Origin of the sequence: Pseudoxanthomonas sp. (genome assembly GCF_051953815.1) — a bacterium.
In the GTDB taxonomy this organism is placed as follows: domain Bacteria; phylum Pseudomonadota; class Gammaproteobacteria; order Xanthomonadales; family Xanthomonadaceae; genus Pseudoxanthomonas_A.
In genome coordinates, this window is the sequence record NZ_JBQCIJ010000046.1 from 227,635 (window position 1) to 251,773 (window position 24,139).

20 protein-coding genes are annotated in these 24,139 nt (G+C 69.1%); 16 read left to right on the forward strand and 4 right to left on the reverse strand.

Annotation, left to right across the window (positions count from 1 at the left end; all coding sequences use genetic code 11):
* Positions 1-3 precede the first annotated feature (3 nt).
* Entirely contained in the window at positions 4-768 is a 765-nt protein-coding gene (gene otsB, locus ACTHN1_RS14910; RefSeq protein WP_440471718.1) for a trehalose-phosphatase, read from the reverse strand.
* A 129-nt stretch (positions 769-897) separates the two neighbouring features.
* Here otsB and ACTHN1_RS14915 point away from each other — a divergent pair, with 129 nt between their 5' ends.
* Positions 898-1,398: an MgtC/SapB family protein gene (locus ACTHN1_RS14915; RefSeq protein WP_440471719.1), complete on the forward strand. Its 501-nt coding sequence runs from the start codon at positions 898-900 to the stop codon at positions 1,396-1,398.
* 71 nt (positions 1,399-1,469) lie between these two features.
* Positions 1,470-4,424 (forward strand): bifunctional diguanylate cyclase/phosphodiesterase, encoded by a 2,955-nt coding sequence (locus tag ACTHN1_RS14920; protein ID WP_440471720.1) that lies wholly within the window; start codon positions 1,470-1,472, stop codon positions 4,422-4,424.
* 5 nt (positions 4,425-4,429) lie between these two features.
* Here the strand turns inward: ACTHN1_RS14920 and ACTHN1_RS14925 are convergent, their stop codons facing one another.
* Positions 4,430-4,762 (reverse strand): hypothetical protein, encoded by a 333-nt coding sequence (locus ACTHN1_RS14925; RefSeq protein ID WP_440471721.1) that lies wholly within the window; start codon positions 4,760-4,762, stop codon positions 4,430-4,432.
* 358 nt (positions 4,763-5,120) lie between these two features.
* Positions 5,121-5,417: a hypothetical protein gene (locus tag ACTHN1_RS14930; protein ID WP_440471722.1), complete on the reverse strand. Its 297-nt coding sequence runs from the start codon at positions 5,415-5,417 to the stop codon at positions 5,121-5,123.
* A 216-nt stretch (positions 5,418-5,633) separates the two neighbouring features.
* Between ACTHN1_RS14930 and ACTHN1_RS14935 the strand changes: the two genes are divergently transcribed.
* Complete coding sequence (locus ACTHN1_RS14935; RefSeq protein WP_440471723.1) at positions 5,634-6,245, forward strand: hypothetical protein; 612 nt, start codon at positions 5,634-5,636, stop codon at positions 6,243-6,245.
* 100 nt (positions 6,246-6,345) lie between these two features.
* Here the strand turns inward: ACTHN1_RS14935 and ACTHN1_RS14940 are convergent, their stop codons facing one another.
* Entirely contained in the window at positions 6,346-6,639 is a 294-nt protein-coding gene (locus tag ACTHN1_RS14940) for a hypothetical protein (protein WP_440471724.1), read from the reverse strand.
* Positions 6,640-7,062: 423 nt separating this feature from the next.
* Between ACTHN1_RS14940 and ACTHN1_RS14945 the strand changes: the two genes are divergently transcribed.
* The 13 genes from ACTHN1_RS14945 (at position 7,063) to ACTHN1_RS15005 (ending at position 23,971) form a co-directional block, all read left to right on the forward strand.
* Positions 7,063-7,539 (forward strand): low molecular weight protein-tyrosine-phosphatase, encoded by a 477-nt coding sequence (locus ACTHN1_RS14945; RefSeq protein WP_440471750.1) that lies wholly within the window; start codon positions 7,063-7,065, stop codon positions 7,537-7,539.
* A 164-nt stretch (positions 7,540-7,703) separates the two neighbouring features.
* Entirely contained in the window at positions 7,704-10,013 is a 2,310-nt protein-coding gene (locus ACTHN1_RS14950) for a UDP-N-acetylglucosamine 2-epimerase (RefSeq protein WP_440471725.1), read from the forward strand.
* A gap of 46 nt (positions 10,014-10,059) precedes the next feature.
* Positions 10,060-12,324 (forward strand): polysaccharide biosynthesis tyrosine autokinase, encoded by a 2,265-nt coding sequence (locus ACTHN1_RS14955; protein ID WP_440471726.1) that lies wholly within the window; start codon positions 10,060-10,062, stop codon positions 12,322-12,324.
* Between the two features lie 23 nt (positions 12,325-12,347).
* Positions 12,348-13,763, forward strand: a complete 1,416-nt coding sequence (locus tag ACTHN1_RS14960; protein ID WP_440471727.1) for an asparagine synthase-related protein — start codon at positions 12,348-12,350, stop codon at positions 13,761-13,763.
* Between the two features lie 2 nt (positions 13,764-13,765).
* Positions 13,766-14,854, forward strand: a complete 1,089-nt coding sequence (locus tag ACTHN1_RS14965; protein WP_440471728.1) for a right-handed parallel beta-helix repeat-containing protein — start codon at positions 13,766-13,768, stop codon at positions 14,852-14,854.
* A gap of 244 nt (positions 14,855-15,098) precedes the next feature.
* Positions 15,099-16,295 (forward strand): right-handed parallel beta-helix repeat-containing protein, encoded by a 1,197-nt coding sequence (locus ACTHN1_RS14970; RefSeq protein WP_440471729.1) that lies wholly within the window; start codon positions 15,099-15,101, stop codon positions 16,293-16,295.
* Between the two features lie 173 nt (positions 16,296-16,468).
* Positions 16,469-17,629, forward strand: coding sequence for a glycosyltransferase family 4 protein (locus ACTHN1_RS14975; protein ID WP_440471730.1), 1,161 nt, complete (start codon positions 16,469-16,471; stop codon positions 17,627-17,629).
* A 17-nt stretch (positions 17,630-17,646) separates the two neighbouring features.
* Positions 17,647-18,927 (forward strand): lipopolysaccharide biosynthesis protein, encoded by a 1,281-nt coding sequence (locus ACTHN1_RS14980; RefSeq protein WP_440471731.1) that lies wholly within the window; start codon positions 17,647-17,649, stop codon positions 18,925-18,927.
* Positions 18,927-20,075, forward strand: a complete 1,149-nt coding sequence (locus ACTHN1_RS14985) for a polysaccharide pyruvyl transferase family protein (RefSeq protein WP_440471732.1) — start codon at positions 18,927-18,929, stop codon at positions 20,073-20,075. The genes ACTHN1_RS14980 and ACTHN1_RS14985 overlap by 1 nt, the downstream gene beginning before the upstream one ends.
* Complete coding sequence (locus tag ACTHN1_RS14990; RefSeq protein ID WP_440471733.1) at positions 20,072-20,914, forward strand: glycosyltransferase family 2 protein; 843 nt, start codon at positions 20,072-20,074, stop codon at positions 20,912-20,914. Before ACTHN1_RS14985 ends, ACTHN1_RS14990 begins: the two co-directional genes overlap by 4 nt.
* Positions 20,911-21,972, forward strand: a complete 1,062-nt coding sequence (locus tag ACTHN1_RS14995) for an EpsG family protein (protein WP_440471734.1) — start codon at positions 20,911-20,913, stop codon at positions 21,970-21,972. Before ACTHN1_RS14990 ends, ACTHN1_RS14995 begins: the two co-directional genes overlap by 4 nt.
* A gap of 11 nt (positions 21,973-21,983) precedes the next feature.
* Positions 21,984-22,736, forward strand: coding sequence for a YdcF family protein (locus ACTHN1_RS15000; RefSeq protein WP_440471735.1), 753 nt, complete (start codon positions 21,984-21,986; stop codon positions 22,734-22,736).
* Positions 22,737-22,891: 155 nt separating this feature from the next.
* Positions 22,892-23,971, forward strand: a complete 1,080-nt coding sequence (locus ACTHN1_RS15005) for a polysaccharide biosynthesis/export family protein (RefSeq protein WP_440471736.1) — start codon at positions 22,892-22,894, stop codon at positions 23,969-23,971.
* Positions 23,972-24,139 lie beyond the last annotated feature (168 nt).

The window sequence follows — 24,139 nt, forward strand, 5'->3', positions numbered from 1 at the left end:
TGTTCATGCGATGACCTCGTCTTTCAGGGATGCGAGCAGCCAGCGCCGGACCGCGTCCGGATTCGCCAGTCGATGGCGTGCCGCGGTGGGTCGCCCCGCGCCGATCAGCACGCTGACGCCGCCCAGCGCGTTGACCCGCGCGAATCCCGGCTCGTCCGCGGGATCGTCGCCGATGAAGGCGGGGCGCCGGCCTTGGAAAGGCGGCATCGCCATGAAGGCGGCGATGGCCTCGCCCTTGTCCATGCCGAGCGGGCGTATCTCGATGCCGTGCGCGCCGGGATGCAGCCGGTGGCGCGGCAGGCGCGCGCGCAGGCTGTCGGCGAATGCGCCGAGTTCCTTCGCCGCTTCCGGCGCGGCGCGCCAATGCAGGAACAGGCAACCACCGCGGCATTCCACCAACGCGCCCGGATAGCGGCCGGCGATCGCTTCGGCTTCGGCGGCCAGCGCGAGGAAAGGAGCATCCATCGCCGGCGCGGGTTGCCATTCGCCCTGCGCGCGCCGTTCCAGCCCGTGCAGGCCGGCGACCGCCGCGACGACCAGCGGCGCGAACAACGCGTCGAGCGCAGCCACCGTGCGTCCGCTCACCAGGGCCAGCGCGCCACCGCATTTGCGCGACAGCGCGGGAAGGGCCTGTTTGATCGCGGGGTCAATCCGCACCGCGTCCGGGGTGGGCGCATGCTCGGCGAGCGAGCCGTCGACATCGAGGAACAGCGCCCAGTCCTCCTCGATCAGCGGTGGTTCCGCCGCAAGGGTACTTTCGCTTTCCATGATTTCATCCTAGATATCGCGGTGTGAGCGCCGCGTGGATGGGTCTTCATGCGAAGCCAACATACCGCGCACGGAATCTTGACCTCGCCCGCGCGAGGCTGCGGCGAGGCGGCGAACCGGAGCCGATCGATGTCCGCGCAGCTGACGGCGCAGGTAAACGTGTTGCTGGAAGTGCTGTACGCGATGCTGCTGGCCGGCAGCATCGGCGTGGAGCGCGAGATCAAGAACCGGCCCGCGGGCTTCCGCACCCACATGCTGGTCGGCGGCGCGGCCGCGTTCCTGGTCGGCATCGGCGACATGGTGATGACCGAGAGCATGCGTGAGGCGAGTCCGACGCTGGTGGTGGATCCGTTCCGGCTGGTGGAGGCGGTGATCGCCGGCGTGTCCTTCATCGGCGCGGGCACCATCTTCGCCCAGCGCGGCGCCGGCACGGTGGTCGGCATCACCACCGCCGCATCGCTGCTGATGGTCGCGGTGATCGGCGTGGCGGTGGGCTTCGACTACAACCTGCTGGCCTTCCTCGTCACCGCCGCGACCCTGTCGGTGCTGGTCCTGCTCGCGTGGATCGAACGGCTGATCGCCGGCCGCCGACCGCCCGGCGGCGGGCCGCACCGCCGGACTTCCGCTTGAACGCCAACGGGGGTATCTTCCGGGGTCGGGGGACGTTGACCATTCCGCTGCCTGGCTACTCGATGGTTGCCATGACGGAGACGCGCAAGGAATTGCCTATAACTCGCTCCACCCGGACGATCGCCTGGTCAGGCATCGTCCTGGCGCTCATGCTCGCGTACCTGCTCGGTTACTTCGTGTATCGCGATCACCAGCTGCGCCTGCAGGCCGCGCAGCGCCAGAGCATGGCGCTGGCCGAAGGCACCGCGCGCCTGTTGCGGCTGGAACTGCGCAATCTCGAACGCGCCATGGCGGGCATCGCCGGCGATGCCCGCCATGCGTTCCAGACCGTGCCCGCGTCCGCGCCCGTGCTGCTGGGCGAAGCGGTGGCCGGCGTCGTGCAGCGGCATCAGGAGCTGCACAGCATCGTGATCGTGGATGCGGGCGGCCAGGCGATCACGCCGGGCGACGGTTTTGCGATTCCTTCCCGGCTGCGCGGCGCCCGTCCGCAGGTGCTGAGCTTCGGCGGCCTGCAGCAGGTGGATGGCGAATGGGTGTGGCCGCTGCTGATGGCGATGGAGGATGGGCGGTGGATCGTCACCCGGCTGCGGGTGGCCGAGATCCAGCGCCTGGTCGCGGACCTGGACACCGGCCGCGAGGGCGTGGTGACCGTGATGGATCACGGCGGCACGGTGCTCGCGCGCAGTCGTGACGCGTCACGTTATCTGGGGCGCCGCTATCCGGAAATCCTGCCGTCCGGTCCGCCCTACGCCGCCAGTACGATGATCCGGCGGAGCGGGGTGGACGGGGTGATGCGGATCACCGCGCGCATGCACCTGGACGACTACGGCGTGTTCGTCAGCGCCGGCCTGGGGCGGGCCGAAGTGCTGCGCGACTGGTACCTGCTGCTGTTCGGGTCGCTGGCGGTCTATGCGCTGTACTGGGCGGGCTTCCTGTACCTGCTGCGGCATATCCGGCAGGCGGCGCGGGCGCAGAAGCGACTGGTCACCGAAGTGGGGCGCGCGGCCGATGGACTGCGGCTGGCCCAGCGCGTCGGCAGGACCGGCAGCTGGATGGTGCTGCGGTCGCCGCCGCGGGTCGAATGGTCCGAACAGGTATCGGAGATCTTCGGCCTGGGCCAGGAGCGCCACAGCGCCTGCAGCGAGGAGTTCTACGCGCTGGTGCATCCGGAGGATCGCGAGCCGCTGCGCGCGCGTTTCGCCCAGGCCTGGCGGAGCCGAGAACCCTTCGTCGCCGAGTACCGCGTGATCCGGCCCGATGGCCAGGTCCGCTGGCTGCTGACCCGCGGAGGCGTGGTCGAGCAGGACGGCGAAGTCACCCGCATGACCGGCACGGTGCTGGACATCACCAACGAACGCAGCGCCCAGGCGCGCCTGCTCGAAACCGAGCGCCAGTACCGGTTGCTGTTCGATCGCAACCCGATGCCGTTCTGGGTGTTCGATCTGGAGAGCCTGCGGTTCCTGGAGGTCAACGACGCCGCCGTCCGCCACTACGGCTACAGCCGCGAGGAGTTCCTGGCGATGACCATTCTGGACATCCGCCCGCCTCGCGACTCGGTGGATGTCCTGCAGTCGTTGAGCGAACCGGCGCCCACCCCGGAAGGCGAGCTGTGGAAGCATGTGAAGAAGGATGGCAGCGTCATCGACGTGCAGGTGCGCACCGACACCATCAGCTACAACGGCCGGCCCGCCAAGCTGGTGCTGGCCGAGGACATCAGCGAAACCCTCGCCTACGAGCGCGAACTCAATTACCGGGCCAGCCACGACGCCGCCACCGGCCTGCTGAACCTGCCGGGGCTGAAGACCCACCTGGCCGCCGAGGGCAAGGGGCCCTACGCGCTGGCCTATCTGCAGCTGCGCGGCCTGGAACTGGTCATCGACAGCCTGGGCCAGGCGGTGGCGACCCGGGTGCTGGACATCCTCGCCAATCGGCTGGAATCGCTGGCCGATCCCTGGGGCGAGAGCGCATTCGTGCCCTCCGAGGCCTTCGTGGTGGCGCTGCGGCACGGCGTGGACGTGGACATGGCGGTGACCGCGCTGCACCGCGCGATGACCTTGCCGGTGGAGCAGGGCGGATCGCGGCGCACGCTGGAAGCGTGGGTGGGCGTCGCCCGGTTCGACGGCACCGGGTTCGAGAACGCGGTCAGCCATGCCGCGCTCGCCGCGCACGTGGCGCGTTCGCAGGGCGTTCCCAGCCGGACCTTCGATGCGCCGATGGCGCAGGCGGCCGGCGAGCGCCTGCGCATGATCGGCCGCATCCACGTGGCGCTGGAACAGCGCGATTTCATGCTGCATTTCCAGCCGATCTACCGGCTCCAGGATCGCCATCCGGTCTGCCTGGAGGCGCTGCTGCGCTGGCCGCAGGCCGATGGCGGCTTCGTGCCGCCATCGCAGTTCATTCCGCTGTCCGAGGACGCCGGCCTGATTCCCGCGCTGGGCGACTGGGTGATGGAGGAGGCGGCGCATTGCCATCGCAAGCTGGTGGAGGCCGGGTGGGGCCAGCTGCCGATCGCGGTCAACGTATCGCCGGCGCAACTGCGCCGGCGGGACTTCGCCGAACGCTTGATCCAGCTGCACGAGCGCTTCGGCCTGCCGCGCGGCGCGCTGCACATCGAAGTCACCGAAAGCATGCTGCTCGACAGTCCCGAAAGCACCATGCGCACCCTGCGCACGTTGCAGAAGCACGGCATCTGCACCTCGCTGGATGATTTCGGCACGGGCTTCTCCAGCATGTCGTACCTGCACCAGCTGCCGCTGGACGCGCTGAAGATCGATCAGGCGTTCGTGCGCAACGTCGCCGACGACGACCGCAGTGCGGCGATCTGCCACGCGATGATTTCCCTGGGCCACAGCCTCGGCCTGACCCTGGTGGCGGAAGGGGTGGAGACGCAGGCGCAGCTGGACTGGCTGCACCGCCATCACTGCGATCAGGTGCAGGGCTATCTGCTGGCCCGGCCGATGGATCTGGCGCGGACGCTGGAACACCTGTCCGCCGGCGTGGCGCCGGAGCGTAGACGGGGCGGCTGAGGCCGCTAGTGCAGGCTCCAGATATCCGGGATCAGCGCTTCGGCCGATTCCCGGAAGCCATCTTCGAAATGGGGAGGCAGGCCCAGGGGAAAGTTCTCGGCGGCGACCTGGAGGCAGGCGATCAGCCGGGTCTGCACCGGCTCCTCCACCGCCTGCATCACCGTCGAGGCCACGTAGCCCATGACCGCGAGCTGGCCCTGGAGCCGGCCGAAATGTTCCAGCACGTACCCGATCGCCTGATCCTGCCGCTGGACGCGTTGCTCCAGCGCGGGTTCCAGGCGCAGGCAGATCGCCTCCAGTTCGGCGAGGCGCGTCTCCATCGAATGCCGCTTGCCCATGCGCGTCTCCTGCTTGGCGTGCAGGTCCACTTTCCGGCATCGGCATCAAGAGAACGTGTGCAGGGCGCGGCGGCGGAAAGAGAAAGGGGGAGAACCGGAAGGCGATCCAGACGAGGTTGACCCGCCGTTCCTGTCGGCCGGTGAGGCCTGAGGCCGGTTCTCCTGTGGGGCTGCCGGTCAAGACCTCGGCCCACGGGGAGCCGTATCCACTGAATGCGCAGCCAGCCGGGGTGTTCTCCGGCATCCACACAGAAGATTCTCCGCCATCGCCGCGAAACCGGCGGTGCAGGGCGCGTCCACACGCCGTTAAGAAGCGGTCGCGAGCGGCGGAGCGCTCAGCGCAGCGTGGCGGTTCCGCTCAGGCCGTCGGCGACGCGCGCAGCAACGCCGGCTCGTGGCCGCGGGGATGCGTGGGCAATCCGAGACAATCCACGCAGGCGTCGTCGAGCGTCGCGTGCGACGGACGCCAGCCCAGCACGTACCAGCCTTCCTCGTCGCCGGACAGATGCTCGGCGTGCCAGGCGCGGCCATCGTAGTGACCGTTGAACCAGCCGGTGGTGTCGTCGATCGAGCAGGCGTAAATCGCCAGCGGCACGTTCACCGGGGGCGCGCGCTCGGGCAGATAGCAGCAGGCCGCGTCCGTAAGCGGGCTCATGGGGACTCCGACGTGCCGCGCACGCGAATGGGATTGAGCCGGGTTCTACTCCCGAGTCCGGCAAGAGCGTGTGTTCAAGCGCGCGGGTTGCCGTTAACGATCGATGCACGCCTGGGCATTTGTTTGTCACGGCGCGTTTGCACCGGCGAGGTTAGAACTGGGATGACGCGGCGAGGCCGCGTGTTTTTCTCCCAACCCGACGGCAAGGAGTATCCGATGGCACGCGCATCCATGACCGACCAGGCGCAGGTGAACGAACTGTTGCTGCAGGCGCTCGAAACCGAACGCGGCGGCATCCAGGTCTACACCGCGGCGATCGAGGCGGCACAGAACGAGGATCTGAAGGAAGAATGGCGGAAATACCTGGATGAAACCCGCCGGCATGAGCAGATTCTGCTGGATGTCTTTGAACAGCTGGGCAAGGATCCGGAAGCCGCCAGTCCGGGGCGCGAGGTCGTGGCGCATCACGGCCGCTCCCTGGTGAAGGCCATCGAGATGGCGATGGCCAACGCCGATGCCGCCGCGGCCGAACTGGTTGCCGCCGAATGCGTGGTCCTGGCCGAAACCAAGGATCACCAGAACTGGGAACTGATCGGCCGGGTGGCGGAAAAGGCCGGCAAGCAGGAAGGAAAGATCCTCAAGGCCGCACACGACGAGGTGGAGAAGGAAGAGGATCACCACCTCTATCACACCCGCGGCTGGGCACGGGAACTGTGGATCCAGTCGCTGGGCCTGCCGGCGGTGCTGCCGCCGCCGGAAGAGGAACGCAATGTCGAAACCGCCATCGGCGCGGCGCGCGCCGAGCAGTCACGCGACAAGATGATGTAGCAGCCCCTCCGTCGCGATCCGGCCGCGTGCCGGGTCGCGACGGGGCTGTCGTCGTGAACGGAACATTTTTACCGCGCGGGCGCGCGGCTGCGCCGCCCGCTCAGAATTCGTCGACGAACTCGACCGCCATGCCCAGGCTTTCCGCGCTGCGGATGATGAGCTCGCGCACCTCGTCGCCCGCATGCGGACCGGGAACCTCGATCTCGATGGCGTGAACGCCGCCGCTGCCCTGATCGTCGACCAGTCCGGCGGAGCTGGAGTCATCGTCGTCCATGTGCGGCATCAGGTCCGCCACTTCCTCGACCCGCTCGACCCCATCGACGCCATGCACCACGCTGATCACGGTGGCCGCGTCGGCTTCACTTCCGGTCAGGCGGACTTTCAGCAGGGGCATGGGGAACTCCTTGGGACGGGGAGGCGCTCCGCTGGAGCGCACGGGGGCTTCGGGGGTAGAGGTTCCGGTTTCGCCAAATGGATTCCAGCTTACGCTGGAATGACAACTCAAAGCCGTCGTCCCAGCGAACGCTGGGACCCATGTTTGCTTCCTAGTTCGCTTCCTATGCGACAGGCCTGCGGACGCCTGATTCCAGCTTTGGCTGGAACGACGGCGGGAAGTCTCCGTCGTGCCATTGGATCCGGGACCTATCCTGTTCCGCGACCAACACGTGTTGATCCGGATTGAACCGTAGTCCAGGCCCTTCATCCAGCTGTCTCCCTCTTAAAGCGGAGGCGCTGACGAGCATGTGAAGAGCTTCCGCATACACGCTCGACACACCTGCGCATGCAGGCTGCGCCATATCCCACTCGCGGTGTGACGATGTATCGAATCCTGATTGTCTGTGTCGGCAACATCTGTCGAAGTCCGATGGCCGAGGCGGTGATGCGGGCGCGGTGGCCCGCGGGCGAGGTGGAGGTGCGCTCGGCCGGGCTGGCCGCGCGCGTGGGCGACGGCGTGCATCCGATGGCCGCCGAGATGCTGAAGGAAAATGGTCTTCGATTGGATCACCATGCCGCGCGCCAGATCGATCTGCAGATGCTCGTGCAGGCGGACCTCGTGCTGGCGATGGAGCATCGACAGTTGCGCGCGCTCGCGGCCATCGCACCGCCGCTGCGTCAGCGCATGCAACTGCTGGGCCGATGGAAGGGGAACAGCGAAATACGCGATCCCTGCGGGCGTCCACGCGCCGACTTCGTGCGCGCCTTTGATCTCATCGAGGCGTCCGCGCACGCCTGGTGCGAGCGCATGCCGATGAATCGTGATTCACGATTGTGCGCGATGCCTGCACACACCTGAGCGGATCCCCGTGCGTGGTTCGCGCTTTCATGCGCTCATCAAGATGCTGTCCGTAGATTGCCAGCGGAACAAATCACCACCACGCACACCGCGTGGAATGGCGGTTTTTGCCAGGGATGACCGGTTGGACAGGATGGCCATCACGGACAAACGAGGAATTCTGGATGGAGCATCCGAGGATCATCGCGGCCAGCGCGATCGCGTTGGCGGTGACATTGTTCGCCATCTTCTCGATGCGCCCATGGGCGCGCCGGGTGGGACTGGTGGATCGTCCCGACGACGACCGCAAGCATCACAACGGCCGCGTACCGCTGATCGGCGGCATCTGCTTCTTCATCGGGCTGCTGGTCGGACTGGCGTACCTGGGCTTCATCGATCGCTTCGTCATGAGCGTGATGATGGGCGCGGCCCTGATCGTGGCCATGGGCGTGGCGGACGACGTGGTCCATCTGACCGTGCAGTCCCGGCTGCTGATCGAGTCGGCGATCGTGGCGTTGGTGATCCTGAGCACCGGCTACTACGTCGACCACCTGGGCGGACTGCTGCCGGGTGACATCCGCCTCGGCATCTGGGGCATCCCGCTGACCATCTTCGCGGTCATCGGGTTGATCAACGCCTTCAACATGCTGGACGGCATCGACGGCCTGGCCGCCTCGGTCGCGCTGGTCTGCATCGGCACCGTGCTGATGTACGACCGCGCCGGCTGGTCGGTGGTGGGCGTCATGCTGATGCTGCAGGTGCTGTTCGCCGCGCTGATTCCCTACATCTTCGCCAATCTCGGCTGGCCGGACGGCCGCAAGATCTTCATGGGCGACGCCGGCAGCATGGCGATCGGTTTCCTGCTGGGCTGGAGCCTGATCTATCTGAGCCATTCGCGGGTCGGCCGGCTGGCTCCGGTGGACGTGCTGTGGTGCGTGGCGCTGCCAGTGATGGACACGCTGGCGGTGATGTATCGCCGCGTCCGCGCCGGCCGCTCGCCGTTCGGCGCGGATCGCCAGCACCTGCATCACCTGCTGATGGACGAAGGCTTCTCCTCGCGCGCCACCCTGGCCCTGATGGTCGTCGCCGGCATCGGCCTGGCGCTGCTGGGCTACGTGCTGCGCGCGGCCCCGGATCTGCTCAACCTGGCGTGCTTCATCGCCGCCACCGTGATGTATGTCGTGGGCCTGCCGCGCCTGCTGGAAATGCGCAAGCGCGGTTTCCGCTGGCGCTGGCGCCCGTCCACCGGGCTGGCGCGGTTCGTGCCGGCGCGCAACGCGCTGCGGACACCGCCCGCCCGCGTGAGCAGCGAGGATCACGAGCCGTATCCGCTCGCGCGCGACGCCGACGGCAATGAACCCCTGCGCGCCCTTTGCGTGGTGGCGGCGACCCCGGAAGCGATGGGAGTGGCGCCAATCGCGCAGCGGCTGGCCGACGACGGCCGGTTCCAGACCAGCGTCTGCCTGGCAGAGGTGCCCGGCACCGACGGCGAGGCGGCGTTGCATCTGTTCGGGCTGGAAGCGCAGGAACGCCTGTCCGGCGACGACGGCACCGACGCGCTGGTCAACGGCGTGCGCGAATTGATGGATCAACTGCGCCCGGACGTGGTGCTGGTGTCCGGCAACGGTCCGGCCACCTTCGCCCTCAGCCTGGCCGCGCATGCCGACGATGTGCCGGTGGTGTGCGTGGACGGCGACGCCAGCGCGGCCACGCCTTCGCACTGGCCCAACGAGGCCAGCCGCCGCATCGTGCAGTCGCTGGCGGCGCTTCACGTGGCCGCCAGCGAGGACGCCGGCCAGCGCCTGCGCGTCGAGGGCGTGCCCGGGGATCGCGTGCTGGTGCAGGACGGCATCGTCGCCGAAAGCCTGCGCACCGGCCTGGATACCCTGCGCGCCGAACCGCGCCTGGGCAACGCGATCGCCTGGCGCTTCCCGTTCCTGCGCGAGGGCAGCCCGCTGCTGATGGTCGCCTGTACCGCCGACCGGGCCGACGCCGCGCCGCTGGTCGAGGCGCTGGAAATGATCGCCCGGCGTCGACCCGACGTGGACATCGTCTGGCCGCGCGAGGCGGCCGACGCGCACGACGCATCCGGCACGCTGCACGCCTTCGGCAACGTGCACATGCTGGAACTGTCCGACTATCTGGCGTGGCTGCACCTGCTGGAGCGCGCGCAGCTGGTGCTGGCCGGGCAGGGCAGCACCTTCCCGGGACAACTGCCCGGCAAACCGGTCCTGCGGGTATGCGATACCCAGGAAGGCGACGGCATCGCCATCGGCACGACCGCGCTGGCCATCGCCGGCCGCGTGCTGACCCTGCTCAGCGAACCCGCGGTCTACCAGTCGCTGGCCAGCGCGACCACCGCCGACACCCGCGCCGGCCTGCCCGGCGAGGACGTGCCGGACGCGCTGATCCGGCTGCGTTCCGGCAACCACGAATCCCAGATCCGCGAAGCCGACGACATCCGCTACGCCTACGGCGTGCGCGAAGCGTCCTGACCCGGCTGGCGCGACCCCATAAGCAAGGCAACGAGGTGACTCCCCCATGGCCACTCAACTCATCACGCGAACGTTTCCGCCCGGTCCCGAGCTGACGCCCGCCCCACGCGAGGGCGACGTCGACCTGCCGACCCTGGTGGCCACGCTCAACGAGAACAAGCGCCTGATCCTGTTCGGGACCGCGGTGTTCTTCCTCGCCAGCCTGCTGTACCTGGCGATCGTCACGCCCACCTACGAGGCCAACGCGGTGGTGCAGGTCGAGAACCGCCCCGCGATTCCGCCCGGCGTCAATCCGAACGCCGCCATGCAGGGGCCGCCGCCGATTTCCACTTCGCCGGGCGCGACCGAAGTCCAGCTGCTGACCTCGCGCCGGGTGATCGGCGAGGCGATGAGCCGGCTGGACCTGGACGTGGACGTGCAGCCGGCGCGGCTGCCGCTGCTGGGTGATTTCATCGCCCGCCGCCACCAGAAATCCCATCCCGGCACCCTGGCCGCGCCGTGGCTCGGCATGAACCGCTACGGCTGGGGCGGCGAGGTGCTGGACATCGGCCGGATGGAGGTGCCGCCCGAGCTGATCGGCGCGCGCCTGCAACTGATCGCCGGCGAGAACGGCCAGTACCTGCTGGCCTCGCCGGGCGGCGACGTGCTGCTGCGCGGACGCGCCGGCGCGCTGGCGCAATCCGGCGGCATCGCCGTGCAGGTGCGACGGCTGGTGGCGAACCCGGGCATGCGTTTCGATGTGACCCGCCGCGATCCGTCCACGGTGATGGCGGCGCTGAAGCAGGACATCACCGCCACCGAGCAGGGCCGCAATTCCGGCGTCATCGCGTTGACCTACGCCAACGCCGATCCCGAGCGCGCCCGCAGGGTGCTGGACGAAGTCACCCGCGAGTACGTGCACCAGAACGTCGCCCGCACCTCCGCCGAGGCGGCCAGCCGGCTGAAGTTCGTGACCGAACAGCTGCCCAACGTGCGCGAGGAGCTGGACAAGGCGCAGGCCGCGCTGCGCAACTTCCAGGCGCGTACCCAGACCCTGGACGTGGCGGTGCAGAACCGCGCCCTGCTGGACCAGACCATCGCGCTGGATTCCAGCATCCAGCAGCTGCGCATCCAGATGACCGAGGTCGCCAACCGCTTCACGCCGTCGCATCCGACCTACCAGACCCTGCAGAAGCAGATCAGCCAGTTCGAGGGCGAGCGGGCGGCGCTGCAGGGCAAGATCCACAACCTGCCGGACACCCAGCAGGGCCTGTTCCGGCTCAACCGCGACGTCGAGGTCACCAACCAGACCTACGCCAACCTGCTGGATCAGGCGCAACAGCTGAACATCGCGCGCGCCAGCGCGGTCGGCAACGCGCGGGTGATCGATCCGGCGGCGGTCAACCTCAACAGCCCGGCCTGGCCCAAGCCGCTGCCGGTGATCGCGGCGGGCACCGCCCTGGGCGCGGTGCTGATGGTCGCCTTCGTGCTGATGCGCCAGCTGTTCCGCCGTGGCGTGGAGGATCCGGTGGACATCGAGCTGCTGGGCCTGCCGGTGTACGCATCGATTCCCTTCAGCGAGAAGGGACGCGAGCTGACCCAGCGTCCCAGCGGCGGACGCCGCCGCGAACGGCGCCAGCGCCTGCTGGCCCTGAGCGCGCCGTCGGATCTGGCGATGGAGGCGTTGCGCACGCTGCGCACCAGCCTGCATTTCGCGCGGATGAAGACCCGCAACAACCTGCTGATGATCTCCGCGCCCAGTCCCGGCGTCGGCAAGACCTTCGTCTGCGCCAACCTGGCGGTGACCATCGCCCAGACCGGGCAGCGCGTGCTGCTGATCGACGCCGACATGCGCCGCGGCACCCTGCACGACGCGGTCGGCGTGCGCTGGGAAGGCGGACTGTCGGATCTGATCATGGGCCGGATCCAGCTGGAGGACGCCATCCGCCGCGTCGCCGGCGCCGACAACCTGTCGTTCATCTCGCGCGGCGCGGTGCCGTCGAATCCGTCCGAACTGCTGATGCACGAGAACTTCACCAATCTGCTGAGGGACGTGGCCGGCGACTACGACATCGTCCTGATCGATACCCCGCCGGTGCTGGCGGTGACCGACGCGGCGGTGATCGGCCAGCACGCCGGCACCTGCCTGCTGGTGGTGCGCTGGGGGCTCAACCAGCAGCGCGAGATCGCGCTGGCCAAGCAGCGCCTGGAGCAGAACGGCGTGGAGGTGAAGGGCGCCATCTTCAACGGCGTCGAGAAGCGCGGGGCGGGGCAGTACGCCTACACCTACTACGAGTACCTGCCGGCGCCGCGCACCGCGGGTTCCCGCTGAGGCACCACGACAAGGACGCATCCATGCAGATCACGATGTCTCCCTACTATGGGAAACCCGACTTCTCCCCGCTGGTGGCCGGGCCGGCGCAACGCATCGACCCGGTGTCGGTGGCGGACCTGCTGCGCAATGCCTTCGTCTATCCGCCGCACTCGATCTACGAGGGCATCAAGCTGGTGACGTTCGGCTTCTCGCCCGAACACGACATGCACACCGCGCCCCGGTTCCGCTTCAAGTTCCGCAATGCCGGCGAGGTGCCGGAAGTGGCGCGCCATCCGCAGGACTGGATAGCGGTCTACCACCGCAAGCTGTGCGAGGCGATCGCGCAGTCGTGCGCGACGATGGCCTCGCCGTGGCTGCTGCAGAGCGGCGGCAAGGACTCCACCACGCTGGCGATCGCCCTGGCCGACGCGCGCCCCGACGCCACCTGCATCACCTACCTGGGCGGTCGCGAGGAGAACGAAGTCGAATCGGCGCGCCAGGTGGCGCGGCGGCTGGGCCTGCGGCACGAGTCCCTGATCTGCGATCCGGGCCGCGCGTATGATCGCTACCTGGCGCTGGCCGGACGCATGCCGCTGCTGACCGCCGATTTCGCCCTGTTGTCCTACGCGGACCTCGGCACCGAAGTCCGCGCGCGCGGCGGCGACGGCGTCATCGACGGCCTGGGCGCGGACAGCTACTTCGGTACCCCGGTCGACCGCCAGCACCAGTGGCTGGGCAGGATCGCCCGCGACGTTCGGCTGCCGCTGGACCTGACCGCGCTGCCGGGCGTGGACAGGAGTTTCGAGGCCTGCTTCCTGCTGGGTACGTTGCAGATGAATCCGATCGAGCGGGTGTTTCCGGGCTCGCGCTTCAGCGACGCGGAGGTCGACGAATTGTTCGGGCATCCGATCTCGCGCCGTTCGCGGGCGCGGATGGCCCTGTTCCAGGAGGAAATCGCCACCGCGACCAGCGAGTGGGAGTGGCGCGACATGTCGATGTCGATCGCCGGTTCCGCCGGCGCGTTCGCCAAGGGCCTGTACACCGCCCATGCGCTGGGCCTGGACGCGGCCTATCCGTTCTGCGATCACGACCTGCGCGAATGGATCCACCGCGAAGTGCCGCGCCGGCAGAAGGTCGATCCGGAAACCGGCGTCAACAAGATGCTGATCCGGCGCCATATCGCCACCCGCTTCGCGGAGTTGCCCTACGTCCAGCGCAAGGGCAGCTTCCGCTTCGACCTGTGCGGACTGGCCGCGCAACGGTTCGACCAAGTGCATGGCTTCGCGGACGCGATGCGGGATCTCCTGCCGGGCGCGGCGCCGTGGCTGGAGCGCAACCGGCGCCGGCTCGACAACAAATACCACGCCTCCAAGTTCTACCTGCTGGCGATCGTGCTGCCGTGGCTGGCCGCGCGTGGCGCCGCGGCGGCGCCGGTCGCGCACGAGGCCGCCGCCTGAGCATGGACCCCGACCGGCGCCGCTGCCTGCATGGCCTGCTGGCGGGCGCCACGCTCGCCGCCACGCCGATGGCGCGGGCGGCCAACGCGGCCTCGCGCGGCGCGGATCTGGACGTGCGCGATTTCGGCGCGGTCGGCGACGGCCGTCGCGACGATACCCCGGCGTTCCAGGCCGCCGTCGACGCCTTGCCGGAGTCCGGCGGCACGGTGCGCGTGCCCGCCGGCAACTACCTGATCAATCCATTGCGCAGCGTGCGCCTGCGCAGCCGCATGCACCTGGCGATGGACGCGGACACGCGCCTGGTCGCGATGAGCAACGCCGCGCCGCGCGCCTATGTGCTGCTGTTGCAGCAGGTGCAGGACGTGGAAGTATCGGGCGGACGCATCCTGGGTGATCGCGAACGCCACCTCGGCAGCGCCGGCGAATGGGGCCACGGGGTGATGGTGCGCGGGAGCAGCGGCATCCGCCTGCACGATCTGCATATCAGCCGCTGCTGGGGCGACGGCATTTCCGTGGGCGGCCTGTCCGGCATCGCCGGGTTGGCGCCGCTGCCCAGCCGCGACGTGGTGATCCGCGACGTGACCTGCCAGGGCAACCGCCGCCAGGGCCTGACCATCGGACGCTCCCGCCACGTGCAGGTGCTGGGATGTTCGTTCCTGGACACCGGCGGCGTGCTGCCCGGCTGCGGCGTCGACATCGAACCCGATCCCGGCGGCGACGCCCGCGACATCCTGATCCAGGATTGCCTGGCGCAATCCAACCAGGGCGCCGGCATCCAGCTCTACGAGCGGGTCCGCGACGTCACCATCCGCCGCTGCCGGATCCTGGACAACCGGGGAGACGGCATCCTGCTGCGCGCGGCGCAGGGCGGTGTCATCGAGGGCAACGAGATCCGTGGCAACGGCCTGCGCGGAATCGCGGTGCGGGCCACGAGCCGCGATTTCCATCTGCGCGACAACCGCATCGGTGGCAACTCGGGCGCGCTCGCCCGGCGCCGCCGCGATCCGGGCGAGCGCGGCGGGATGAATCTGGACGTGGCACGCGGCGCGAACGGCATCCGGGTGGACGCCGACAGCCGGCCGATGCGCTGAGTTTCGCGCACGGCCGCGGAACCACACCTGCAAAAGCGGACTCGACCATGTGTTCCGGTAGAGGAATGCGGGCGCTTTTCACACGAATCTGAATCGCGTGCGGCGAAGTTCTTGCGCACGCTCACAGATACGGATTTCACGGCTATACGACGCCATCCGAATCCCTATAGTCAGAATCGCCGCGGGTCGCTGCGGCTTTCCTTGGTTTTCCTTCAATGACGGACCACATTGGTCCGCAGGGGTGATGTCTGTGAAACACAATGCACTCGTGCACGACGTGCACGGGGCAGGGACGCCTCGGCGCGAATTTCTGCGCCAATCCTTGCTGCTGGCGCTGCCGGCCGCGCTCCTTTCAACCGGAATCCCGAAGGCGCTGGCCGCGGTCTATGCGCCACCGGCGCGCCTGCGTGGCGGCACCACCCTGAGCGTGCGCGACTGGGGCGCACGCGGCGACGGCGAGACCGACGACACCACCGCGTTCCAGTACGCCATCGATGCGCTGCCCTCGACCGGCGGCACGGTGGTCGTCCCGGCGGGCGACTATGTCATCGACCCGACCCGCAACGTGCGCCTGCGCAGCAACATGCACCTGCTGCTGCAGGACGGCGCCCGCCTGCGCGCCAAGCGCAACGACAAGGAGCGCGCCTACGTGCTGATGGCCTACAAGGTCAGCAACGTGGAGATTTCCGGCGGCCAGATCATCGGCGATCGCGAGACCCACCTGGGCACGACCGGCGAATGGGGCCACGGCATCATGATCCGGGGATCGTCGAAGATCACCGTGCGCGACATCCATGTTTCCAAGTGCTGGGGCGACGGCATCTCGATTGGCGGCGCGATGGTGACCAACGCGCCGACCATCGCGTGCAGCGACGTGGTCATCGCCAACGTGGTCTGCACCGGCAACCGTCGCCAGGGCCTGACCATCGGCCATGCGATCGGAGTGAAGGTCTACGACAGCGAGTTCAGCGACTGCAACGGCATCGCGCCGGCCTGCGGCATCGACATCGAACCGGACGTCGGCGACCTGCGCACCACCTCCAACGTGCACATCGAGAACTGCCACATCCACGGCAACGCCGGCAACGGCATCCTGGTGTACAAGCGGGTCCAGGGCGTCACCATCAAGCGCTGCACCATCGAGTACAACGGCGGCCACGGCATCCTGACGATCGGGCCGGAGAGCGGCTACATCGCCCAGAACACCCTCCGCCACAACTACCTGGTCGGCATGATGTTCGGCAGCGCGACCCGCAACTACCAGTACAGCGGCAACATCTCGCGCAACAACAACACGCGCCTGCATGGCGTCAACAAGACGGTCAATCCATTGGTGTACCTGACCGGCTTCGTCGACGGCAACAAGGGCAACGGCGCGCACGTGGCCAGGGTCAGCGACGTCTACGACATCCGGGTGACCAGCAACGGCTACGCCAAATGATCTCCAGGTGAACTGGCGCTCAGCCGAATGACGAGCGCGTGCAGAGGCGGCCTTCGGGCCGCTTCTTTTTTGCCCGTTTATTGGGGCTGTCGCCGGTTTGGTGGTGAGCGCGTGAACGGTTTTGCGGACTCGACTTTCTAGAATCGGCACGACGCTTCCCCTACGGCGCCTGCATGAAGTTCATCCTGTTCGCAAACACAGACTGGTACCTCTACAACTTCCGACTTTCCACCGCGCTCCAGCTTCGATCCATGGGCATGGAGGTGGTGATGGTGTCGCCACCGGGCGACTTCGGCGATCGCTTCCGCGAGCACGGCATCCGCTGGCGGCCCTTGCCGATGCAGCGCTCCAGCCTGAATCCCTGGCGCGAGGCCGGCACGCTGGCGCGGCTGGTCCGGTTGCTGCGCGAGGAGCGCCCGGATCTGCTGCACAGTTTCACCCTCAAGTGCGCGGTATACGGCGCGCTGGCCGCGCGGGTTTCCGGCGTGCCCGCGGTGGTCAACGCGGTCACCGGCCTGGGCTACGTGTTTTCCAGCGACCGCGCCAAGGCGCGGCTACTGCGGCCGGTGGTGTCGCTGTTGATGCGCGGCGCGCTGGGCGGCGATCACTCGCGGGTGATCCTGCAGAACCCCGACGACGCGCAGGCCTTCGCCGATGCGCGGCTGGCGCCGCCGCACAACATCCGCCTGATCCGGGGCTCCGGCGTGGATCTCAGCCGGTTCCTGCTGCGCGACGCCGCCGCCGACGCGCGCCGTCCGCTGCGGGTGCTGCTGGCCGCTCGCCTGCTGCGCGAGAAGGGCATCCACGAATACGCCGCCGCCGCCGCGCAGCTCAAGGCGCAGGGCCGCGACATCCGGTTCCTGCTCGCCGGCACGCCCGACCCGGGCAATCCGCACTCGGTCGCCGAGACGGACGTGCGGACCTGGCACGAGCAAGGCGTGCTGGAATGGCTCGGCCATGTCGAGGACATGCCCGCGCTGCTGCGCTCGGTCGACGTGATGGCGCTGCCCAGCTACTACCGCGAGGGCGTGCCGAAGAGCCTGATCGAGGCCGGCGCCTGCGGCATCGCGCTGGTCACCACCAATCTGCCCGGCTGCCGCGAGGTGGTCAGCCGCGACGGCGAGGACGGCCTGCATGTGGAGCCGCGCAGCGCCGCCTCGCTGGCGCGGGTGATCGCGCGCCTGGACGACGATCGGGATCTGGTGCGCCGGCTGGGCGAGCGCGCCCGCGCCCGCGCGCTCAGCGACTTCGACGAGCGGGTGGTCATCCGCAAGACCTGCGAGGTCTATGGCGAACTGCTGCCGTTGCGCCCGCGGGAGGCAATGGCCGGATGATGAACCGGATCCTGCCCATGCCGCTGCGTCCCGCCCTGAGCGCGCTGTCCCTGCTGTGGCTGGCCACCGCCGCCGGCGCGGTGATGGTGTTCGCCGCGCAGACACTGCTCGCGCGCCGCTTCGGTCCCGCCGAGTACGGCCTGTTCGCCTCTTCGCTGGCGACCATCACCCTGATCGCGCCGCTGGCCGGGTTTGGCCTGTCCCAGTTCCGGCTCAAGGTGTTCGGCACCGAGGGCTGGCGCGGCGAACGCTGGCGGCGCGCGTCGGAACGCTTCATCGCCGCCAGCACCACCTTGGCGCTGGTCGGCGTGGCCGCGTGGGCCGAATGGGGACCGCCGGTCGACGCGCGCACGCGTCAACTGCTGTGGCTGCTGCTGCCGGTGATCGTCGGCCTGCTGGCGGTGGAACAGATAGGCAGCAAGCTGCGGCTGGAGGAACGCTACGGCGCGCTCGCCGCATGGCAATTGTGGATGCCGCTGGGCAGGCTGCTGGTCGCGGCCTACGCGCTGGCCTGGGCGGGCATGCGGGTGGAGATGGTGGCGCTGGGCTACAGCGCGATCGCGGTGCTCGCCGTGCTTGGCGCGTGGCCGCAATGGCGGGCGATGGCGCGTGGACGCTGGGCGCTGCGCGGGCACGGCGCCAAGCAGGAGGCGACCGCGCCGACGGTGCTGCCCGGCGTGCGCGAACTGTGCCTGCAGGCGTGGCCCTACGGCATGGCGGCGGTGCTGTACCCGGTGTTCTTCCAGATCGGCACGGTGCTGCTGAAGTACCAGGCCGGCGACGCGGCCGCCGGGCATTTCGGCATCGCGCTGGCGGTGATGACCGCGATCTACCTGTTCCCGGCCACCGTGTACCAGAAGTTCCTGCTGTCCAAGCTGCACCGCTGGGCGGTCCACGACCGGCCCCGGTTCCGCCAGGCTTATCGCTGGGGCGGCGTGGCCATGCTCGCCTGCGGCGTGGTCGCCGGCATCGCGCTGGCGTTCGGCGCCACCCTGGCGCCGCGGATCTTCGGCGCCGGCTACCGCACGGTGGTGCCGCTGTTGCAGGTGCTGGCCCTGTGCGTGCCGCTGCGCTTCCTGTCCACCGCGGTGGGCTCGGTGCTGCTGACCGAAGGCCACATGCGCTACCGGGTCGGCGCGATGGCGCTGGCCGCGCTGGCGGCGGTGCTGCTCAACCTGGCGCTGATTCCCGCGTTCGCCGAGATGGGCGCGGCCATCGCCACCGTCATCGCCGAGGCGTTGCTGCTCGGCCTCATGTATCGCGGTGCCCGCCGGGTCGACGCGCTGGAGCTGGACTGATGGAAAGACCGCGTATCGCCTTCACCGGTTACTACGGAATGCGCAACTTCGGCGACGATCTGTTCGGCGTGATCTGCACGCGCGCGGCGGAACGTTACTGGAACGCCGCGCCGCGCCTGGTCGGTCCGCCAATCGCGGGCATGGCGGGCGTGAGCACGGTGCCCGCGTTCTATCCGCTCGACTGGTACGGCGCGCTGGGCGCGCTGGGCAAGGGCAGCCGGCTGCTCAGCTTCGCCAGCGCCACCGTCGGTTCGGACGTGCTGGTGATGGGCGGCGGCTCCGTCATCACCGCGCGCGAGTCGTTCCGCAAACCGATGATGCAGGCGGCGCGGCGCCATCGCGGCCTGAAGCTGGCAGCGATCGGCGTATCCATCGGTCCGTTCGCCAACGAGGCGCAGGAAGCGGCGGCGGCATCCTTCCTGGATCGCTTCAGCTACATCGCGGTGCGCGATCGCCGGTCATACGAATGGATCCAGCGCATGGGCCTGTCCGCGCATGCGCATGCGGGCTGCGACCTGGCGGTGCTGCTGCCCCGGCTGGTGTCGATGCCGGTGCGCGCGCGGCAGGCGCCGGAGGCGCCGATGCGGGTGGGGGTGGCGCCGTGCCGCTACGCCGAAGGCGGCGCGCACGGCGCGCCGGCGATGCGCGCCTGGGAGGATGCGTTCGTGGAATCCGTCCTGGCCGAGTCGCGCTCGCGCCGGCTGGTGGTGGACGTGTTCAGCCTCAACGAGCATCCGCGCCACGGCGACGACGAACTGGCGCAGGCGCTGGCGCATCGCCTGCGCGAGGGCGGGGTGGCGGTGGATGTCCTGCGCTACACCCAGCCGGACCCGCTGGCGATGGTGGCCGCGATTGGCCGCTGCGACGTGATGGTGAGCGCGCGGCTGCACGGCGCGATCGTCGCCTGGCTGTGCGGGGTGCCGTTCGTGATCGTCGATTACCACCGCAAGTGCCGCGACTTCGCCGACGACATCGGCCTGCCGCAGCGCCGCCGCATCACCACCGCGCAGGGGCATCCATTCAGCGATGTCGTCGGCAGCTTGCTGGCCGAACACCGGCTGGAATGCTCTTCACCCGGCGTGTACGCCGACCAGGCCGAAGACATATTCAAATGCGCGCCATGGGCGCTGGAGCAGGCACACGCATGAACCCGCATCATCCGCCGGATTCCGCCGCCGCGCCGGTCAGCGTGGTGATCCCCTGTTACCGCTGCGCCGGCACCATCGGCGCGGCGGTGGCCTCGGTGGCCGCGCAGACGCGTCGTCCCGCGGAGGTGATCCTGGTCGACGACGCCAGCGGAGATGACACGCTGGACGCGCTGCGCGCGGTCGCCGCCGCCTATCGTCCCGGCTGGGTGGTGGTGGTCGCGTCGCCCGCCAACGGTGGGCCCTCGCAGGCGCGCAACCTCGGCTGGGAACGCGCCACCCAGCCGTACATCGCGTTCCTCGACGCCGATGACACCTGGGCCCCGCAGAAGTTGGCGTTGCAGATGGCGGCATTGGAGGCCGATCCCGGCCTGGCGCTGATCGCCCACCGCATGGCCGTCCGCGATCGCGCCGCCGGACCGATGCCGTTGCGCCCGCCGGTGCGCGTCACCGCGATCGGGCGTCGCCGGTTCCTGCTCAACAATCCGTTTCCGACCGCCTCGGTGGTGCTGCGGCGCGACTTGCCGTTCCGCTTCAACGAGCGCTTCCGGCGGGTTGAGGATTTCCTGCTGTGGGCGGAGATCGGTTTCTCCGGCTACCGCTGCGCCAAGCTCAACCAGGTGCTGGCGTATTGGCACAAGCCCACGTTTGGCGCTGGCGGGCTGACCGCCGATCTCGACGCCATGCACCGCGCCGGCCGCGACGTGCGGCACGAGCTGCTGCGGCGCGGCCTGGTCACGCCGGCCGAGCACTGGTTCGCGCGCAGCGTCGGCATCGTCCGGCGCACCCGCCGCCGGCTGTTGCTGGCGATGCGCTCGCGCCAGGCCGGAGAGGCTTCGTGAACAGCACGATCCAGGCGCGCGCCCTGCAGGCCAGCCGGCGCAGCCAGGGCGAGGTGACGGCGCGCTGGTGGCTGGGCCTGATCCTGCTCGGCGGCGTGGCCCTGTTCGCCTGCTGGCTGGTGGGCACGCGTCCGCTGGACATCGGCAGCGACACCGAGACCTACGCGGGGTTCTTCGAGAACCTGGTGCAGGGCGTGCCGGAAACCCGCCTGGAGCCGGGCTTCGTCTACCTCAGCTACGCACTGTATCGATTGGGACTGGACGTCACCGGCTATCAGTTCGCGTTGTTCGCGCTGCTGCTGGTGCTGGTGGCGCTGGCGGTGCGGCGCTACCAGCGCTATCTGGAAACCCCGGTGACCTGGCAGACCCTGTTGTGCGCGTCGCTGCTGCTGCTGTTCGTCTCGCCGATGTTCACCAACGCCTCGATCAACGCGATCCGCCAGGGACTGGCGGCACCGCTGGTGTTCGTGGCGCTGCTGGCCTTCCACCGGCGCCAGTGGGGCGGCTTCTTCCTGGCCGGCGCGTTGGCGGCCAGCCTGCATCTGTCCTCGGCAATGTACCTGATCTGCGCGCCGGCGCTGCTGCTGAGCACCCGCTGGCTGCGGGTGCTCGCCGCCGGCGCGTTCCTGGCCTACGTGTCCGGGCTGTCGATGCTGGCGGTGCGCGTGGCCACGCCGGGTTTCTACGACGTGGTGATGGAATACACCGCCAATCCACTGTACCGCTCGGGCGTACGGGTGGATTTCGCGGTGTTCACCATTTTCTGGTACCTGCTGCCGCACCTGCTGGCGCCGCTGATCCAGGCCGGCTGGCGCCAGCGCATCATGGACAGCACCTCCGTCTACCTGGTCATGTCGCTGCCGTTCTTCATCATCGGCTGGGGCTTCTTCTCCAACCGCTACCTGTTGCCGGCCTGGCTGGCGGTCTCCATGATCCTGGCCGCGGTGCTGTGCCACGCGCGGATCGCGCCGTTGCGCAATCCGCTGCTGATCCGGATCGGCCTGCTGGCGTCGTGCGCGGTGTTCTACGTCTACGTCAGCCGCGGAATCGTCATATGAGGGAAGGCGCGATGTCGATGTTCCGGGATTTCGCGGTTTCGCTGACCTATCCACCCACGCTCACGCTCACCCTGCTGGCGCTGGCGGCGCTGCTGTGGCTGCTGCGCCGGCGCCGGCTCGGCGCGGGCGTGGCGGTGGCGGCGTTGTTCTGGTCGGCGCTGTGGTCGTTCCCGTTCGCGTCCGACACCCTGCGCGGGCTGTTGGAACACCGCTACCCGGTGGTGCGCGACGCGGCGCGCCTGCCTTCGGCCGACGCCATCGTGGTGCTGGGCGGCGGCAGCCACTACGCCTGGCTGGAACGCCCCGACGCGCGCCCGGAGGATCTGCGCTACAGCCGGCTGGCGGCGGGCGCGCGCGCCTGGCAGGCCGGACGCGCGCCGGTCGTCATCCTCAGCGGCGGCGGCGAGGGCGGCACCACCGAGGCGCGGCGGATGGCCGACGCGATCGTGCGCCTGGGCGTGCCGCGCTCGGCGCTGGTGCTGGAGGAACGCAGCCGCAACACCCGCGACAACGCGCGCTACAGCCTGCCGCTGGCCGGCACCGCGCATCCGCGCCTGCTGCTGGTGACCTCGACCCTGCACATGCCGCGCGCGGTGCTGCTGTTCCGCCAGGCGGGCGCGCAGGTCACGCCGATGCCGGTGCCGGAGGGCAGGGCGCCACGCCGCTGGTGGCGCTACTGGCTGCCGTCGCCGCGCGCCCTCTGGCGCAGCGGGCGCGCGTTCAAGGAAATCGTCGCGCTGACCGCCGCGCACCTGCGTTTGTGAACAGGCCAGCGCCGTGTCCGCGCGCGGACACGCCACGCGTTCATCCGCCATTGTCCTGCCGCCGCCGTTCTTTTCACGCACCGCTTGCCACCATGCCCGAGCGAACCCGGCCATGCCGGAATCGCGCATCGTTTTCCGCAGACAGAGGTGTGCGAGTGAAATCCCTATCCACTTCGTTGTTGCTGGCGGCGCTGCTGGCCGGTTGCGCGGGTCAACGCATGACCCATGTCGGTTCGGCGTCCGGCGGCACGGTCGAGGGCAGCGACGCCCGCATGATCGCGATCACGCCCGAACTGGTCGCCGCGCCCCGCCAGGCGGTCACGCTGCCCGCCGCGCTGGCCGGCTACAAACCCGAGATCTACCGCATCCAGCCGGGCGACACGATCCTGGTGACGGTCTGGGATCATCCCGAGTTGACCACGCCCGCGGGCAACCAGCAGCAGGCGATCACCAACGGTCGCCTGGTGCAGCCGGACGGCACGTTCTTCTATCCGTACGCCGGCAAGATGAACGTCAAGGGCATGACCATCGAGGAACTGCGCGGCAATCTGTCCACGCGCCTGGGCCAGTACCTGCGTTCGCCGCAGATTGACGTCAACGTGGTCGGCCATGGTGGCCGGGTCGCATTGCAGGGCGCCTTCGTCGACACCTCGCCGCAGGAGTTCACCACCGTGCCGCTGACCCTGGCGCAGGCGGTGGGCAAGGCGCGCATCAACGTGGAGGAAGCCGACCTGGCGGGTTTCGTGCTGACCCGCGACGGCCAGGACTATCCGCTGGATCTCGACGCGCTGAACCGCGACGGCAAGGTCGCCGCCGATGTCTATCTCAAGCCCGGTGATCGGCTGTACCTGCCGTTCAACGATCGCAAGGAGGTCTATGTGGTCGGCGAGGTGATGCGCCCGCAGGCGATCACGTTCAAGACCACCGACATGAGCCTGACCCAGGCGCTGGGCCGCACCGGTGGCCTGAATCCGGTCACCGCCAAGGGCGGCGCGGTCTACGTGATCCGCGGCATGGAGGATCTGCAGCGCGAACCGGCGACCGTGTATCACCTGGATGCGACCTCGCCGGCGGCGTTCGCGCTGGGCGATCGCTTCCACCTGCGTCCCGGCGACGTGGTCTGGGTGGGCCCGGCCGGCGTGACCCGCTGGAACCGCTTCCTGACCCAGCTGTTGCCGCTGTCGGGCATCATCAGCAACGCCGCCTCGGCGCAGTACAACTTCGATCGCAACTGACGAACCGTCCCCGCCCGCGTTCGCGCGGGCGGGGCGCCGGGCTTCAATCGACCCGGACGCAAACCAAAGGCGACGGCCGTCTCCGGCCGTCGCCTTTGTCATGTGCCCTGCGAAAGGCTCCTGTGGAGAACCGGAGGGCCATCCAGACGGGTGACCGGCCCTGCGCAC

Coding starts and splice junctions, on each gene's coding strand:
- ACTHN1_RS14980 (WP_440471731.1), top strand. CDS start 17,647: ATGCCGCTGCGTCCCGCCCTGAGCGCGCTGTCCCTGCTGTGGCTGGCC.
- ACTHN1_RS14925 (WP_440471721.1), bottom strand. CDS start 4,762: ATGGGCAAGCGGCATTCGATGGAGACGCGCCTCGCCGAACTGGAGGCG.
- ACTHN1_RS14920 (WP_440471720.1), top strand. CDS start 1,470: ATGACGGAGACGCGCAAGGAATTGCCTATAACTCGCTCCACCCGGACG.
- ACTHN1_RS14955 (WP_440471726.1), top strand. CDS start 10,060: ATGGCCACTCAACTCATCACGCGAACGTTTCCGCCCGGTCCCGAGCTG.
- ACTHN1_RS15000 (WP_440471735.1), top strand. CDS start 21,984: ATGTCGATGTTCCGGGATTTCGCGGTTTCGCTGACCTATCCACCCACG.
- ACTHN1_RS14960 (WP_440471727.1), top strand. CDS start 12,348: ATGCAGATCACGATGTCTCCCTACTATGGGAAACCCGACTTCTCCCCG.
- ACTHN1_RS14915 (WP_440471719.1), top strand. CDS start 898: ATGTCCGCGCAGCTGACGGCGCAGGTAAACGTGTTGCTGGAAGTGCTG.
- ACTHN1_RS14965 (WP_440471728.1), top strand. CDS start 13,766: ATGGACCCCGACCGGCGCCGCTGCCTGCATGGCCTGCTGGCGGGCGCC.
- ACTHN1_RS14945 (WP_440471750.1), top strand. CDS start 7,063: ATGTATCGAATCCTGATTGTCTGTGTCGGCAACATCTGTCGAAGTCCG.
- ACTHN1_RS14950 (WP_440471725.1), top strand. CDS start 7,704: ATGGAGCATCCGAGGATCATCGCGGCCAGCGCGATCGCGTTGGCGGTG.
- ACTHN1_RS14930 (WP_440471722.1), bottom strand. CDS start 5,417: ATGAGCCCGCTTACGGACGCGGCCTGCTGCTATCTGCCCGAGCGCGCG.
- otsB (WP_440471718.1), bottom strand. CDS start 768: ATGGAAAGCGAAAGTACCCTTGCGGCGGAACCACCGCTGATCGAGGAG.
- ACTHN1_RS14935 (WP_440471723.1), top strand. CDS start 5,634: ATGGCACGCGCATCCATGACCGACCAGGCGCAGGTGAACGAACTGTTG.
- ACTHN1_RS14985 (WP_440471732.1), top strand. CDS start 18,927: ATGGAAAGACCGCGTATCGCCTTCACCGGTTACTACGGAATGCGCAAC.
- ACTHN1_RS14970 (WP_440471729.1), top strand. CDS start 15,099: ATGTCTGTGAAACACAATGCACTCGTGCACGACGTGCACGGGGCAGGG.
- ACTHN1_RS14990 (WP_440471733.1), top strand. CDS start 20,072: ATGAACCCGCATCATCCGCCGGATTCCGCCGCCGCGCCGGTCAGCGTG.
- ACTHN1_RS14940 (WP_440471724.1), bottom strand. CDS start 6,639: ATGCCCCTGCTGAAAGTCCGCCTGACCGGAAGTGAAGCCGACGCGGCC.
- ACTHN1_RS14975 (WP_440471730.1), top strand. CDS start 16,469: ATGAAGTTCATCCTGTTCGCAAACACAGACTGGTACCTCTACAACTTC.